2 protein-coding genes are annotated in these 15878 nt (G+C 75.8%); both read left to right on the top strand.

Annotated elements, in window-relative coordinates; all coding sequences use genetic code 11:
* Positions 1–71: 71 nt before the first annotated feature.
* Positions 72–1337: a cytochrome P450 gene (locus ACIPSC_RS31015; RefSeq protein ID WP_400830457.1), complete on the top strand. Its 1266-nt coding sequence runs from the start codon at positions 72–74 to the stop codon at positions 1335–1337.
* A 287-nt stretch (positions 1338–1624) separates the two neighbouring features.
* Complete coding sequence (locus tag ACIPSC_RS31010) at positions 1625–15826, top strand: amino acid adenylation domain-containing protein (protein WP_400830456.1); 14202 nt, start codon at positions 1625–1627, stop codon at positions 15824–15826.
* Positions 15827–15878 lie beyond the last annotated feature (52 nt).

Genomic DNA, 15878 nt, shown 5'->3' with positions numbered 1-15878 from the left:
GGCCGGCCGGAAGGTGCGCGAGAAGGCGTGCGAGAAGGCCGCCGAGAAGGCGCGCGAGAAATGGTGGAGAAATGACCGTGCAGACGACCGGAAGCAGGACCGCGGTTCCCGACGGGATCTCGGCGGTGAACCTGGCGGACCCGAAGTCCTACCTCGACAACGACATGGACGCCTACTGGCGGCGGCTGCGTGCCGACCACCCCGTGTACCGGCACGGCCGGGACGGCGCGTACCCCGAGTTCTGGGTGGTCAGCCGCTACGCCGACGTGATGGCCCTGTACCGGGACGACCGGCGGCTCACCTCGGAGAAGGGCAACGTCCTGGTGACGCTGCTGGCCGGCGGCGACTCGGCGGCCGGCCAGATGCTGGCGGTGACCGACGGCCGGCGCCACAAGGACCTGCGCAACGTGATGCTGCGGGCGTTCTCGCCGCGGGCGCTGGCCCACGTGACCGACCTGGTGCGCACCAACACGCGGGCGCTGGTCCGCGACTTCGTCCGCCGCGGCTCGGGCGACTTCGCCGCCGAGGTCGCCTCGGTGATCCCGATGACCACGGTGGGCGGACTGCTCGGCGTCCCGCAGCGCGACCACCCCTACCTGCTCGGCCTGACCAAGTCCTCGCTCAGCTCCGACGAGGCCGACCAGGCCCCCGAGGAGGCCTTCCTGGCCCGCAACGAGATCCTGCTCTACTTCAGCGACCTGGTCGCCGAGCGGCGGGCCGACCCGCAGGACGACGTCATCACCACCCTGACGCAGAGCGACATCGACGGGGTGCCGCTCACCGACCAGGACATCGTCTTCAACTGCTACAGCCTGATCCTCGGCGGCGACGAGACCAGCCGGCTCAGCATGATCGAGGCCGTCCACACCCTCAGCCGCGAGCCCGAACAGTGGCGGCGGCTCAAGCAGGGCGAGGTCAGCCTGGAGTCGGCCGTCGAGGAGATCCTGCGCTGGGCCTCCCCGGCGATGAACTTCGGCCGCCGCGCCCTGGTCGACATCGAGCTGCACGGCGAGACGATCAAGGCCGGCGACGTGGTCACGCTCTGGAACATCTCGGCGAACCGGGACGACACCGTCTTCGACGACCCGTTCAGCCTGGACCTCGGGCGCACCCCGAACAAGCACATCACCTTCGGCTACGGCCCACACTTCTGCCTGGGCGCCTACCTGGCCCGGGTCGAGGTGAAGGAGATGCTCGACGCGCTGCGCACCTTCACCACCGGCTTCGAGCTCACCGGCGAGCCGCGCCGGATCCACTCCAACCTGATGACCGGGATGTCCTACCTGCCGGTCGGCTTCACCGCGGACGAGGCGGGGCTGGCCACCGCCGGCTCCTGACCCGCCGCACCGTTCGCACCGCACCGCACGCAACGGACCGGCCCGGCGCCGCCCCTGGGGAGGCGCCGGGCCGGATTCCGTGCGGCGTACTCAATTCCTTGCAGTGCCGTTGTCGGCGTTGTCGCGCGGCCGGAAGGCTGGCACCTGAGATTTCTGCCTGGCCGACGGTGCCGCATTTCCTTTCCCGACCAAGCGAATTCACGCGGGCCGCACTGTCCGGGGCACCCGGGTTGATCGATCGAATGTGGAGTGAGTGAATGTCTGACCCGCAGGGTGTTCGTTACCGCTTGACCGATGGGCAGCGGGGGATCTGGTACGCGGCGCAGGGCGATCCGGCGAATCCGGTGTTCTGCCTGGCGGAGCGAGTGGACATCGACGGCCCGGTCGACGCGGAGCTGTTGGAGGCGGCCGTCCGGCAGGTGGTCGACGAGACCGAGGCCCTGCGGGCGCACTTCGGCGAGGACGCCGAGGGCCCGTACCAGGTCGTCGGCCCCGCACCCGCCTGGACCTTCCCGGTGGTCGACCTCTCCGCCGAGGACGACCCGGAGGCCGCACTGCTGCGCTGGGTGGCGGCCGACCACGAGCGGCCGGTCGACCTCGGCTCCGGGCCGCTGTTCACCTTCGCGCTGCTCCGGCTCGCCGAGCACCGGCACGTCTGGTACCAGCGGCACCACCACATCGTGCTGGACGGCCTGAGCATCGCCGTGGTCGCGCGCCGGGTGGCCGCCGTCTACTCGGCCGCCGCGGCCGGGCGGCCGTGCCCGCCGGCCGCCGCCGGCAGCCTGGGCGACCTCGTCGAGGCCGACGCCGCCTACCGGGACTCGGAGGCCTTCGCGGCGGACCGCCGGTTCTGGGCCGAGCAGCTGGCCGACCGCACCGAGGTGTCCGGGCTCGCCGAGCAGCCCGCCGGCTACCCGGACCGCCCGCTGCTGCGGGCCGTCGCCGAACTCGGCGCCGGGACCGTCGAGTCGGTCCGCTCCCTGGCCCGCGAGGCCGGCCTGGCCTGGCCGGCCGTGTTCGCCGCCGCGCAGGCCCTCTACCTCCACCGGGCCACCGGCCGCACCGACGTGGTGCTGGCCCTCCCGGTCGCGGCCCGCCCCACCGGGCCGGCCGGCGAGGTGCCCGGCATGGTGTCGAACGTCGTGCCGCTGCGGCTCTCCGTGCACCCCGGGGACACCGTCGGCGAACTGCTCCGGGACGTCTCCCGGCGGATGCGCACCGTGGTCCGCCACCAGCGCTACCGGTACGAGGCGATGCGCCGCGACGCCGGCGCGCTCGTCGACGGCCGGCGCCTGGTCGGCCCGCGCGTCAACCTCGTCATGTTCGAGTACAACCTGGACTTCGCCGGCGCCCCGGGCACCGTGCGGAACCTGACCATCGGCCAGGACGACGACCTCACGGTCGTCGTCGACGCCCGCGCCGGCGGCGGCGCCCTGCGCCTCGAACTCAACGCCAACCCCGACCTCTACACCGCCGAGGACGTCGAGCGGCACTGCGAGCGGCTGGTCGCCCTGGTCGGCGCCCTCGCCGAGGGCGGCCCCGATCAGGTCGTCGGGCGCCTCGACACCGCCACCGACCGGGAACTGCGGCAGGTGCTGACGGAGTGGAACGGCTCCGCCGCCCCCGGCGGCGACGCCACCCTGACCGAACTGTTCGAGGCTCGCGTCCGGGCCTGCCCGGACGCGACCGCCGTCACCCTCGGCGCGGAGGCGCTGACCTACCGGGAGCTGAACGCCCGGGCCAACGCCCTGGCCCGGATGCTCGTCGCGCACGGCGCCGGCCCCGGGCGGTTCGTCGGGCTGGTGCTGCCCCGCTCGGTCGACCTGGTCGTCGCCCTGCTCGCGGTGGTGAAGACCGGCGCCGCCTATGTGCCCATCGACCCCACCTACCCGGCGGACCGGATCGCCTACACGGTGGCGGACGTCGAGCTCTCGGTGGCCGTCACGCACACCGGCGGGGGAGTGGTGCTGCCGGAGGGCGTGCGGCGGATCGCCCTCGGCGACGAGGAGACCGCCGCCGCCCTGGCGGCCCGGCCCGGCACCGACCTCGCCGACGCCGACCGGCTCGGCCCGCTCGTCCCGGACGCGCCCGCCTACGTCATCTACACCTCGGGCTCCACCGGGCGCCCCAAGGGCGTCGTGGTATCGCACCGCAACGTGGTGCGGCTGTTCTCCGCGACCGACCACTGGTTCGGCTTCGGCCCCGACGACGTGTGGACGCTCTTCCACTCCTACGCCTTCGACTTCTCCGTCTGGGAGCTGTGGGGTCCGCTGCTGCACGGCGGCCGGCTGGTCGTCGTCCCGTACGACGTCTCGCGCTCCCCGGAGGCCTTCCTGCGGCTGTTGGCCGACGAGCGGGTCACCGTCCTCAACCAGACGCCCTCGGCCTTCTACCAGCTGGTGCACGCCGACCGGGCCGAGCCGGAGACCGGCGACCGGCTCGCGCTGCGCTACGTCGTCTTCGGCGGCGAGGCGCTGGACCTGGGCCGGCTCGCCGCCTGGTACGACCGCCACCCCGACGGCTCCCCGCTGCTCGTCAACATGTACGGCATCACCGAGACCACCGTGCACGTCAGCCACCTGCCGCTCGACCGCGGGCTCGCCGCCGCGGGCACCGGCAGCCTGATCGGCCGGGCCATCCCCGACCTGCGGACCTACCTCCTGGACGGCGCCCTGCGCCCGGTGCCGCCGGGCGCCGGCGGCGAGCTGTACGTGGCCGGCGGCGGCGTCGCCCAGGGGTACCTCAAGCGCCCCGGGCTCACCTCCACCCGCTTCGTCGCCGACCCGTTCGCGGGCGACGGCACCCGGATGTACCGCACCGGCGACCTCGCGCGCTGGACCCCGGAGGGCCGGCTGGAGTACCTGACCCGGGCCGACCACCAGGTGAAGATCCGCGGTTTCCGGATCGAGACCGGCGAGATCGCCGCCGCGCTCGCCGCCTGCCCCGGCGTCGCCAACTGCGCGGTGGTGGCCCGCGACGACCGCCAGGGCGAGAAGCGGCTGGTCGCCTACGTTGTGCCGCAGGACGCCGCCGACGCACCCGACCCGGCGCTGCTGCGCAAGAAGCTCGGCGAGACCCTGCCGGACCACATGCTCCCCGCCGTCTTCGTCGCCCTGGAGGCGCTGCCGCTGACGCCCAGCGGCAAGCTCGACGAGCGGGCCCTGCCGGAGCCCGAGGCCGCCGCGGGCGGCGGCGGGCGCGCCGCCCGGACGCCCAACGAGCAGGTGCTCGCCGCCCTGTTCGCCGAGGTGCTGGACGCCCCGTCGGTCGGCGCGGACGACAACTTCTTCACCCTCGGCGGTCACTCGCTGGCCGCCACCCGGCTGGCCGGCCGGGCCCGCGCCGTGCTCGGCGTCGAGCTGGCCGTCCGCGACGTGTTCGAGCGGCCCACCGTGGCGGAGCTGGCCACGCTGCTGGACACCGCCGCCGCGGCCCGCACCGCGCTCGTCCCCGGCCCGCGGCCCGACCCGGTGCCGCTCTCCTTCGCCCAGCAGCGCCTCTGGTTCCTCGACCGCCTCGACGGCCCGAGCCCGACCTACAACATCCCGTTCGTGCTGCGGCTGACCGGGGAGCTCGACACCGAGGCCCTGCACGCCGCCCTGCGCGACGTGCTGCTGCGGCACGAGAGCCTGCGCACCGTGTTCCCGGCCACCGCCGGAGTCCCGCGCCAGCGCATCCTCACCGCCGACGAACTGCCGCCGCTGCTCACGGTGACCCGCACCGACGCCGACCGGCTGCCCGCCGCGCTCGCCGCCGCGGCCGCGCACACCTTCGCGCTCGACTCCGAACTCCCGCTGCGTGCAGAGCTGTTCAGCACCGGCGAGGGCGAGTGTGCGCTCTCCGTGGTGGTCCACCACATCGCCGGCGACGGCTGGTCCCTGGCCCCGCTCGTGCGGGACCTCGCCACCGCCTACACCGCCCGTCACGGCGGCGCCGCACCCGACTGGGCGCCGCTGCCGGTCCAGTACGCCGACTACACCCTCTGGCAGCGCGCGCTGCTCGGCGACGAGTCGCACGACCGCAGCCCGCTGGAGCAGCAACTCGCCTACTGGAAGCAGGCCCTGGCAGGCCTGCCGGAGGAGCTGGAGCTGCCCGCGGACCGCCCCCGGCCGGCCGTGGCCGGACACCGCGGCGCGGTGCTGGCCTGCGACCTCGACGCCGAGCTGCACCGGGCCGTCGTCGCCGTCGCACGCTCCGGCGGCGCGAGCGTCTTCATGGTCCTCCAGGCCGCCCTCGCCACCCTGCTCTCCGCGCTCGGCGCCGGGGACGACATCCCGGTCGGCAGCCCGATCGCCGGGCGCACCGACGAGGCGCTGGACGACCTGGTCGGCTTCTTCGTCAACACCCTGGTGCTGCGGACCGACACCTCCGGCCGCCCGGCCTTCGCCGAGCTGGTCGAGCGGGTGCGACAGAGCTCGCTCGCCGCCTACGCCCACCAGGACGTGCCGTTCGAGCGGCTGGTCGAGGTGCTCAACCCGGACCGCTCGCTGGCCCGGCACCCGCTCTTCCAGATCCTGCTGAGCATGCAGGACCACCCCGACCGCGCGCTCGACCTGCCCGGCGTCGAGGCCTCGGTGGCCCCGGGCGACCTGGCGATCGCCAAGTTCGACCTGCAGTTCGACTTCAGCGAGCGGTTCGACGCGGACGGCGCCCCCGCCGGCATCGCCGGCCAGGTGCTGTACAGCACCGACCTGTACGACGCCGAAACGGTCCGGCTGATGGTGTGGCGGCTGGTCCGGGTCCTGGAACAGGCCACCGCGCGGCCGGCCGCGAGCATCGCCGGGATCGACCTCCTCTGGCCGGCCGAGGCCGAGCAGCTGGCCGTCGGCTGGGCGGGCGCCGTCCGCGACGTCCCCGCGCTCACCGGCACCGTCACCGAGCGCTTCGCGGCCCGGGCCGCGGCGACCCCGGCGGCGACCGCCCTGGTCGCCGCCGACGGCGCCGAAGTCTCCTACCGCGAGCTGGACGAGCGGTCCAACCGGCTGGCGCACCGGCTGCTCGCCGCCGGCGTCGGCCCGGAGTCCCGGGTCGCCGTCCTCCAGCAGCGCTCGGTGGACCTCGTCGTCTCGCTGCTCGCCGTGCTCAAGGCGGGCGGCACGTACGTGCCGCTCGACGCCCGCGCCCCGCAGACCCGCTGGCAGCTGGTCGTCGAGCAGACCGAGGCCTCGGTGCTGCTGCTCGACCGGGCCCAGCCCGACCGGGAGTTCACCCACGGCGCCGTGGAGTTGGTGGCCGACGAGGGCCTGGACGCCTTCCCGGCGACCGCGCCCGCCGTCGCGGGCCACCCCGAGCGGCTCGCGTACGTGATGTTCACATCCGGCTCCACCGGCCGGCCCAAGGGCGTCGCCGTCACCCACCGCGACCTGCTTGCCTTCGCGCTCGACGGCTGCTTCGCCGCCGACGCGCACCGCCGGGTGCTCTGGCACGCGCCGCACGCCTTCGACGCCGCCAACTACGAGATCTGGGTCCCGCTGCTGAGCGGCGGCACGGTGGTCGTCGCCCCGCCGCACGACATGGACGTCGCCACCCTGCGGCGCGCCGTCGCCGAGCACGGCATCACCGGCCTGCACCTGACCGCCGGGCTGTTCCGCGTGGTCGCCGAGAACGACCTCGACTGCCTCGCCGGTGTGCGCGAGCTCCTGGCCGGCGGCGACGTCGTCCCGGGCACCGCCGTGCGCGAACTGCTGGAGCGCTTCCCCGGCCTGGTCTTCAAGGACACCTACGGCCCCACCGAGACCACCTCCTTCGCGACCCACCACCGCGTCACCGACCCCGGCGCCGTGCCCGACGCGGTGCCGATCGGGCGCCCGCTGGACAACATGCGCGCCTACGTGCTGGACGCCGGCCTGCGCCGCGTCCCGCCGGGCGTCGTCGGCGAGCTGTACCTCGCCGGCGAGGGCCTGGCGCGTGGCTACTGGCGCGCGCCGGGGCTCACCGCCGAGCGCTTCCTCGCCGATCCCTTCGGCCCCGTCGGGAGCCGGATGTACCGCGTCGGGGACCTTGCCCGCTGGAACGGCGAGGGCGTGCTGGAGTTCGCCGGCCGGGCCGACGACCAGGTGAAGATCCGCGGCTTCCGGATCGAGCCGGCCGAGGTGGAGGCGGCCGTCGCCCGCCACCCCGGCGTCGGCTCGGCGGCCGTGGTGGTCCGCGAGGACCGCCCCGGGGACAAGCGGCTGGTCGCCTACGCCGTGCCCGCGGCGGGGCAGCAGCTCGACCTCGACGCCCTGCGCGCCGGTCTCGCCCGGACGCTGCCCGACTACATGGTGCCCGCCGCCGTGGTGGCCCTGGAGGCGCTGCCGCTCACCCCGAACGGCAAGCTCGACCGCAGGGCGCTTCCCGAGCCCGGGACCCCGGGCGGGGGCTCCGGCGGCCGCGCCCCGCGCACCCCGGAGGAGCAGGTGCTCTGCGGCCTGTTCGCCGAGATCCTGGAGACCTCCTCGGTCACGATCGACGACGGCTTCTTCGACCTCGGCGGGCACTCGCTGCTCGCCACCCGCCTGGTGCTGCGCATCCAAGCCGTCCTCGGCGTCGAGGTGGCGGTCCGGGACCTGTTCAACGCGTCCACCGTCGCCGAGCTCGCCGAGCTGATCGCCGGCGCCGCCGGGGCCACCCGGACGCCGCTCGCGCCCGTGGAGCGGCCCGCCGCGGTGCCGCTGGCCTTCCCCCAGCGCGGCCTCTGGTTCCTCAACCAGATGGAGGGTCCGAGCCCCACCTACAACCTCGGCGTCTCGCTGCGCTTCACCGGCCAGCTCGACCGCGACGCCCTGTACGCGGCCCTGCACGACGTCATCGCCCGGCACGAGAGCCTGCGCACGGTCTTCCCCGCCGAGGACGGTGTGCCCCGCCAGCACGTGGTGCCCGCCGCCGAGGCCCGGGCGGAGATCGGGGTCACCGAGATCGCCGAGGAGGAGCTGGACGACGCCCTGACCCGGGCCGCCCGACAGGGCTTCGACCTCGCCCGCGACCTGCCGATCCGGGCCGACCTGCTGGTGATCAGCCCGACCGAGCACGTCTTCCTGGTCCTGGTGCACCACATCGTCTCCGACGGCTGGTCGATGACCCCGCTGGTCTCCGACCTCGCCGCGGCCTACGCCGAGCGGCGGGCCGGCGGCGCGCCCGACCGGGAGCCGCCGACCGTCCAGTACGCCGACTACACGCTGTGGCAGGCGCGGTCGCTCGGGAGCGAGACCGACCCGGAGAGCCGGCTCGGCCACCAGCTCGACCACTGGCGGCAGGCCCTGGCCGGCCTGCCCGAACAGCTCGACCTGCCCACCGACCGGCCGCGGCCGGCGGTGCTGAGCAACCGCGGCGACATCGTCCCGCTGGCCCTCGGCCCCGAGCTGCACGCGGCGCTCGCCGGTGTGGCCCGCACCAGCGGCGCCAGCCTGTTCATGGTGGTCCAGGCGGGGCTCGCCGCGCTGCTGTCCCGGCTCGGCGGGGGCACCGACATCCCGCTCGGCACCGCCGTCGCAGGGCGCAACGACGAGGCCCTCTTGGAGAGCATCGGGTTCTTCGTCAACACGCTGGTGCTGCGCAACGACGTGTCCGGGGACCCGACCTTCCGCCAGCTGGTCGACCGGGTGCGCGAGGCCGACCTGGCCGCCTTCGCCAACCAGGAGGTGCCCTTCGACCTGTTGGTGGAGACCCTCAGCCCGCAGCGCTCGCTGGCCCGGCACCCGCTCTTCCAAACCATGCTCACGTTCGAGAACATGCCCGAGCTGACGCTGCGCTTCCCCGGGCTGCAGACCAGGCTCCACCCGGCCAACGCCCGCGCGGCCAAGTTCGACCTGGACTTCTCCCTCGGCGAGACCTTCGACGCCGCGGGTGCCCCGGCCGGGATCACCGGCACGCTGTCGTTCAACACGGACCTCTACGACCGCACCGGCGCCGAGGCGCTGGCCGCCCGGTTCGTCCGGCTCCTGGAGGCGGTGGCGGCCAACCCGGCGCTGCCGGTCTCCGCGGCCGACCTGCTCGCCGACGAGGAGCGGGCCGGTCTGGCCGGCCCGTGGCAGGGCGCCGAGGCGATCGAGGGCCCGGCCACTCTGGCCGATCAGCTCGCCCACTGGGCCGAGCGGACGCCCGACGCCGTCGCGGTCAGCACCGCCACCGAGCGGCTCGGCTACGCCGAGCTGGCCGCCCGGGTGAACCGCCTGGCCCGGCTGCTGGCCGGCCGAGGCGTCGGCCCGGAGCGCTTCGTCGCCCTGCTGCTGCCGCGCGGTCTCGACATGGCGGTCGCCCCGCTCGCGGTCACCGCGGCCGGCGGCGCCTACCTGCCGATCGACCCCGGCCTGCCCGCCGAGCGGATCCGGTTCGTCGTCGAGGACACCCGCCCGGCGGCCGTGCTGACGACCCGCCGGCTGGCCGCCGCGTTGCCCCCGCTGCCGGACGGGACGGCCCTGCTGCTCCTGGACGACCCGGCCACCGAGGCCACGCTCGCGGCCCTGCCCGGGCACGCCCCGGAGCCCGGCGAGCTGAACGGCGCGGTGCGCCCGGACAACCTCGCCTACGCGATCTACACCTCTGGTTCGACGGGCCTGCCCAAGGGCGTCACCGTCGAGCACCGCAGCCTGGTGAACCTCTTCACGGCGCACCGGCGCGACCTGTTCGAGCCCGCGGTGGCGGCGGCCGGCGGCCGCAGGTTCCGTGCCGGCGTGACTGCCTCGCTCTCCTTCGACACCTCCGTCGAGGGCCTGCTCTGGGCGCTGGCCGGCCACGAGGTGCACATCGTCGACGACGACGTGCGCCGCGACCCGCAGGCCCTGGTGGCCTACCTGGCCGAGCACCGCGTCGACTTCCTCGACATCACCCCCTCGTACGCGGCCGAGCTGGTCGAGGCCGGCCTGCTCGACCGGACCGACACCGCCCCGGCGGTGCTGATGCTCGGTGGCGAGGCGCTCGGCCGGGACCTCTGGGAGCGGCTGGCCGGATCGCCGGCCACCACGAGCCACAACTTCTACGGCCCCACCGAGTTCACCGTCGACGCGCTCTCCGCACCGCTCGGCGCCGCCGACCGGCCGGTGATCGGCCGGCCGATCCGGGGCACCCGCGCCCACGTGCTCGACGGCGCGCTGCGGCCGGTCCCCCCGGGCGTCCCGGGCGAGCTCTACCTGGCCGGCGCCGGCCTGGCCCGCGGCTACTGGCAGCGACCGGGCCTGACCTCCGAGCGGTTCGTCGCCGACCCGTTCGGCCCCGCCGGGAGCCGGATGTACCGCACCGGCGACGTGGTGCGTCGGCAGGCCGACGGCAACCTGGTCTACCTCGGCCGGGTCGACGACCAGGTCCAGGTGCGCGGCTTCCGCGTCGAGCTCGGCGAGATCGCGGCGGCCCTCGGCGCGCTGCCCGGCGTCGCCCGGGGCGCGGCCCTGGTCCGCGAGGACTCCCCGGGCGACCAGCGGCTCGTCGGTTACGCGGTGCCCGAGCCCGGCGCCGCGCCGGATCCGGCGGACATCCGCGCCGCCCTGCGGCGGAGCCTGCCCGAGTACATGGTGCCGAGCACCGTGGTGCTGCTGGACGCGCTGCCGCTGACCGCCAACGGCAAGCTCGACCAGAAGGCCCTGCCGGCGCCGGAGCGCGACGCCGCGACCGCGGCCCGGGCGCCCCGCACCCCGCGCGAGGAGGTGCTCGCCGGGCTCTTCGCCGAGGTGCTGGGCGTGCCCGCGGTCGGGGTGGACGACGGCTTCTTCGACCTCGGCGGGCACTCGCTGATGGCCGCCCGGCTGGTCAACCGGATCCGCGCCGCGCTCTCGGTCGAACTCTCCGTCCGCACCCTGTTCGAGGCCCCCACGGTGGCCGCACTGGCCCGCGCCCTGGACGGGGCGGAGGCCGCCCGGCAGCCGCTCGTCGTCCAGGAGCGGCCCGACCCCCTCCCGCTCTCCCACGCCCAGCGCCGCCTCTGGTTCCTCAACCGGCTGGAGGGGCTGAGCGCGACCTACAACGTGCCGGTGGTGCTGCGGCTGTCCGGTGAGCTCGACCGGGCCGCGCTGGAGCTCGCGCTCGGCGACCTGATCGGGCGCCACGAGACCCTGCGCACGGTCTTCCCCGAGACCGGCGGCACGCCGCGGCAGCAGGTGCTGGACGCCGCCGACGCGCGGCTGCCGCTGGCCGTCGTGGACACCACCGAGGAGGCCCTGCCCGACCGGCTGCGGGCCGTCGCTACCCAGGGCTTCGACCTGGGCGGGCGGCTCCCGCTGCGGGCCACCCTGTTCGCACTCGGCGCGACCGAGCACGTCCTCGCCCTGGTGGTGCACCACATCGCCACCGACGGCTGGTCCGAGGCGCCGCTGGTGCGCGACCTGTCGGCCGCCTACACGGCGCGCCGAACCGGCGCCGCACCCGACTGGGCGCCGCTGCCGGTCCAGTACGCGGACTACACGCTCTGGCAGCGCGCCCACCTGGGCGACGAGTCCGACCCGGAGAGCGGCATCGCCCGCCAGCTCGCCCACTGGCGGGACGCCCTGGCCGGTCTGCCCGACGAGCTGTCCCTGCCCACCGACCGCCCCCGGCCGGCCGCGGCGAGCTACCGCGGGCGCACCGCGGAGTGCTCGCTCGACCCCGAACTGCACCGGCGGCTGGCCGCGTTGGCCCGCTCCCGCGGGGTCACCCTGTTCATGGTGCTGCAGTCGGCCCTGGCCGTGCTGCTGACCCGGCTCGGCGCGGGCGAGGACATCCCGATCGGCAGCCCGATCGCCGGGCGCACCGACGCGGACCTGGAGGACCTGGTCGGCCTCTTCCTCAACACCCTGGTCCTGCGCACCGACACCTCCGGCGACCCGACCTTCGCCGAGCTGCTGGACCGGGTGCGGCGGACCACCCTGGACGCCTACGCGCACCAGGACGTGCCGTTCGAGCGCATCGTCGACGCGGTCGACCCGGAGCGCTCACTGGCCCGCCACCCGCTGTTCCAGGTCATGCTGATGGTCCAGAACATGCCGGCCACCGGGACCACCCTGGGCGGCCTCGCCCTCCGGCCCGAGCTGGTGGACACCGGCGTCGCCAAGGTCGACCTGAGCTTCGCCTTCGGCGAGCGCCCGGAGGGCCCCGGCGAGCCGGGCGCGCTCTTCGGCGTGGTCGAGTACAGCACCGACCTCTTCGACGAGGGCACCGTCGAGCTGCTGGTGGGCCGGCTGGTCCGGGTGCTGGAGGCGGTGGCCGACGACCCGGAGCTGCGGATCGGCGCGCTGGACGTGCTGTCCCCGGCCGAGCGCGGACGCGTCCTGGCCGAGTGGAACGACACCGCCCGGCCGGTGCCGGCCCTGCGGGTGCACGAGCTCTTCGCCGAACAGGCCGCACGCACCCCGCAGGCGGTCGCCGTGGTCTCCGCGGGCACCGAGCTGAGCTACGCCGAACTCGACGCCCGTTCCGACCGGTTGGCCGCCGTACTGAGCGCCCGCGGCGCGGGGCCGGAGCGCCTGGTGGCCATCGCGCTGCCGCGCTCGGCCGAGCTCCTGGTCGCCCTGCTGGCGGTCCTGAAGAGCGGGGCGGCGTACCTGCCGCTCGACCCGGACCACCCGCGGGACCGGATCGGCTACATCGTCGAGGACGCCCGGCCGGCGCTGGCGCTGGTCGACGCCGCGACGGCGGGCCTGTTCACCGGGACGGACGTGCCGCTGCTGGCCCTGGACGGCGACCACGCCGGGCCCGGCGCTCCGGCGCCCCGGGTGGCGGTCTCCGCGGACCACCCCGCCTACGTCATCTACACCTCCGGCTCGACCGGCCGGCCGAAGGGCGTGGTCGTCCCGCACGGCGGGCTGACCAACTTCCTCGCCGACATGGCGGACCGCTTCGCCCTCGGCGCCGGGGACCGCCTGCTCTCGGTCACCACGGTCTCGTTCGACATCGCCGCCCTGGAGCTGTACCTGCCGCTGCTCGGCGGCGCGGGCGTGGTGATCGCCGACCGGGACACCGTCCGCGACCCGGCCGCGCTGCTGCGCACCGCCGCGTCCACCGGGGCCGGGATCGTCCAGGCGACGCCGTCCCTCTGGCAGGCGATGGTGACCGCGGCGCCGGAGGCCCTGCGCGGGCTACGGGTCCTGGTCGGCGGCGAGGCGCTGCCGGCGGCCCTGGCCGCCCGGCTGCGCGAGCTGGCCGGCCCGGTGACCAACCTGTACGGGCCGACCGAGACCACGATCTGGTCGACCGCCGCCGAGCTCGGCGCGGCGGAGGGGGCGCCGTCGATCGGCGGCCCGATCGCCAACACCCGGGTGTACGTCCTCGACGAGGGCCTGCGCCCGGTGCCGCCCGGGGTCTCCGGCGAGCTCTACCTCGCGGGTGCCGGCGTGGTGCGCGGCTACCACCGCAGGCCCGCGCTCACCGCGGAGCGCTTCGTGGCGTGCCCGTTCGGCCCGGCCGGCGACCGGATGTACCGCACCGGCGACGTCGTCCGCTGGTCGGCCGACGGCCGGCTGGAGTTCTCCGGCCGGGTGGACCACCAGGTGAAGGTCCGCGGCTTCCGGATCGAGCTCGGCGAGATCGAGGCGGTGCTCGCCGCGCACGGCAGCGTGGGCCAGGCCGTGGTGGTCGACCGCCGCACCGAGCAGGGCGCCGTCCACCTGGTCGCCTACCTGGTGCCGCGCGCCGGCCGGCCGGCCCCCGGGCCGGAGGAGCTGCGGGCGCATCTGCTGGCGTCGCTGCCCGAGTACATGGTGCCGGCCGCCTTCGTGCCGCTCGACGCGCTGCCGCTCACCCCGAACGGCAAGCTCGACCGGAGGGCGCTGCCCGCCCCCGACTTCCGCGCCGCCGAGGGGTCGCGGGCCCCGCGCACCCCGGTCGAGGAGGTGCTCTGCACGGCCTTCGCCGAGGTGCTCGGCCTGCCGTCGGTGGGCATCGACGACAGCTTCTTCGAGCTGGGCGGGGACAGCATCGTCTCGATCCAGCTGGTCGCCCGGGCCCGCGCGGCGGGCGTGGCGGTCGCGGTCAAGGACGTCTTCGAGCACCGGACGGTGGCCGGCCTGGCCGGCACCGCGGCGCTGCTCGTCGGCGCCCCGGCGGCCGAACCCGACGTCGCGGTGGGCGAGTTCGCACCGACGCCGATCATGCACCGGCTGCGCGGGCGGGGCGGGGAGATCGACGGCTACAGCCAGCCGATGCTGCTCCGCACCCCCGCCGGCCTGGACCTGCCGGCGCTCACCGCGCTGCTGCGGGCGGTGCACGAGCGGCACGACGTGCTCCGCGCACGGCTGGTCGAGGACGAGCACGGCCGGTGGCGGCTGAGCGTGCCGCCGGCCGGGGCGGTGGACGCGGCGGACCGGCTCGACCGGGTCGACGCCGCCACCGCGGCCGGGTTCGCGCCGTTGGTGGCGGACCACCTCACCGCCGCGGTCGCCCGGTTGGCGCCGCGGGACGGGGAGATGCTGCGGGCGGTCTGGTTCGACGCCGGCCCCGACCGGCCCGGCCGGCTGCTGCTGGTCGCCCACCACCTGGTGGTCGACGGTGTCTCCTGGCGGATCCTGGCGCAGGACCTCGCCGCGCTCTGGGCCGCGGCCGCCGAGGGCCGGGACGCGGCGCTGCCGGCCGTGGGCACCTCGGTGCGGCGGTGGAGCGAGCTGCTGGCCGCCGAGGCCGCCACCGACCACCGGCAGGCCGAACTCGGCTTCTGGGCCGAGGTGCTGAGCACCCCCGACGCCCCGCTGGGCGCGGCGGACGTCCCGCCGGGCACGGCAGCGGCCCGCGCCGGTGCCGCCGCGGCCCCGGCCGGACGGGTCGCGCTGACCGTGCCGACCGGCACCGCCGAGGCACTGCTGACCCGCCTCCCCGCGGAGTTCCACTGCGGGGTGGACGACGTCCTGCTGACCGCGCTCGGGCTGGCGGTCGTCGACCGGCGCCGCCGGCTGGGCGGCTCGGCGACCTCGCTGCTGGTGGCGGTCGAGGGCCACGGCCGCGACGAGAGCATCGGCGGCGCCGACCTCTCCCGCACGGTGGGCTGGTTCACCAGCCTCCACCCGGTGCGGCTCGACCTCGGACCGCTCCCGTGGGCCGAGGTGTGGTCCGGCGGCCCCGCCGTGGGGCGCGTGGTCAAGCGGGTCAAGGAGCAGCTGCGGGCGGTGCCCGGCACCGGCATCGGCTACGGCCTGCTGCGCCACCTCGGCAGCCGGCCCGGCGCGGAGCCGGCCGGCCCCGCGGTCCCGCGGATCGGCTTCAACTACCTGGGCCGGATCGCGGTGGGCGCCGACCCCGCGGGCTGCTGGGACGTGGCGCCCGAGGCGCTGGACCTGGACCTCGGTGCGGCCGCTCCCGACCCGGCCCACGACGTGGAGCTCGACGTCGTCACGGTCGACCGCGCGGCCGGACCGGAGCTGCGCGCCACGCTGACGTTCGCGCCCGACGTCCTCTCCGAGCCGGATGCGCGGGAGCTGGGCGCGGGCTGGCTGCGGGCCCTGGAGGCGCTGGTCGCCCACGCGGCGAGCGCCGGGGCGGGCGGCCACACCGCGTCCGACCTGCCGCTCGCGGGCCTGGAGCAGGCGGAGATCGAGCTGCTGGAGGGCGAGTGGTAGCCCCAGGCTGACCGGCCCGGCCGGTACGCCGTTCGGCGGCGGTGGGACCCGC

This window comes from Kitasatospora sp. NPDC090091 (genome assembly GCF_044747365.1).
In the GTDB taxonomy this organism is placed as follows: Bacteria; Actinomycetota; Actinomycetes; order Streptomycetales; family Streptomycetaceae; genus Kitasatospora.
Note: the sequence above shows the minus strand (reverse complement) of the source record. Positions and strands in the feature narration are given on the sequence as shown.

Excerpts from the sequence above, each read along its gene's own strand:
- ACIPSC_RS31015 (WP_400830457.1), top strand. The coding sequence starts at position 72 with ATGACCGTGCAGACGACCGGAAGCAGGACCGCGGTTCCCGACGGGATC.